Raw genomic sequence first — 1178 nt, forward strand, 5'->3', positions numbered from 1 at the left:
GGGCTGGTTGCAGCGATGACTGTGCCTGGAAGCACCAATACCGAGGTGTTTCTTACATATGTAACTCAGGTTTTGGCACCTCAATTGTGGAAAGGGGCTATTGTGGTTATGGATAATCTGAAAGTTCACCACGCGGAGCGTGTAAAAATTGCCATTGAGTCTGTTGGTGCATTAGTCAAGTTTTTACCCCCTTACTCTCCTGATTTATCCCCCATAGAACTTTGTTGGTCAAAATTGAAGCAATTTCTCCGTTCTTGTGAAGCACGCACACTGGAATTACTCGACCGAGCAATGGCTGATGCTGTAAATTGTATTACCGAAGATGATGCCTTCGGTTGGTTCAACCACTGTGGTCTATTTACCTGAAAATTGCTGTAAATGTAGCTGCTGAGATTGGTAGTCGTAAAGAAAATATTGATTTTCGCGTACATTGGCAAAACTTTTTAAAAACACAGAAACGCTGTTGTCGCAAACTTGAACGTTCTTCACGACAAGTCTGTTACTTAGAAAATGGTGTTATTAAATACATCCAAGTAGGTAAACGTTAAAAACCTGACAATTGTTTCAAATTGTAAAGTTATATTCCGCAGAATTTGACAGCCTTATTCTACAAGGATTATTTGTTAGGCATGATTAAAAATCAAAACCCCTCACGCTAGCAAACTGATAGGGGTTACAAGATTTTTCATTTCATGTAGTTTCTTACCCGCTCGATAGCGGTTACTTCGCCATGCCTACGCAAAATCTCGACATACTTGATTATTGCCCATCCTGCGGTGGCTACAACTTTATAGAATCGTTAGAACCTGAAACCAGTCTCCACTATGGGCGTCTGACCTGTAACGAGTGTGGACGCTTTGTCAAATGGTTGCGGAAGCCCAGGAAAACACCCGACATATCAGTAGCAAGGCTTTTGAACAGCACTGGCTTGGAACCGTGGGAAAAGAAATTTTTGAAAGCTGTCGTGTGTCGCAACTTGACCAAAGCTGAAGTGATTGTGGTTCAAGCAATAGCAAATAAAGTTAACCCCGCGACGGTCGGGCGGGGTAGTGGGTAGTGATAGTTGTTGGGTTATGCGGCTTGAGCATCTGACGGAATTTCTAACTTTTCCTCCAATGCCGCAGTGTATTAGCGATACGCGTTCGCGCAGCGTGTCCCCTTGGGACTCAGCGTCAAGC

2 protein-coding genes are annotated in these 1178 nt (G+C 43.5%); both read left to right on the top strand.

All coding sequences use genetic code 11. The features are described 5' to 3' along the window. Positions 1–366, top strand: a 366-nt coding sequence (locus DP116_RS28295) for a transposase (RefSeq protein WP_169158257.1), incomplete at its 5' end; no start/stop codon positions are given. 364 nt (positions 367–730) lie between these two features. Then, positions 731–1057 carry a hypothetical protein gene (locus tag DP116_RS28300; RefSeq protein ID WP_169158258.1) on the top strand — a complete coding sequence of 109 codons (327 nt, stop codon included), beginning with the start codon at positions 731–733 and terminating at the stop codon, positions 1055–1057. Positions 1058–1178 lie beyond the last annotated feature (121 nt).

The sequence above is a fragment of the Brasilonema bromeliae SPC951 genome (assembly GCF_012912135.1).
Taxonomy (GTDB): domain Bacteria; phylum Cyanobacteriota; class Cyanobacteriia; order Cyanobacteriales; family Nostocaceae; genus Brasilonema; species Brasilonema bromeliae.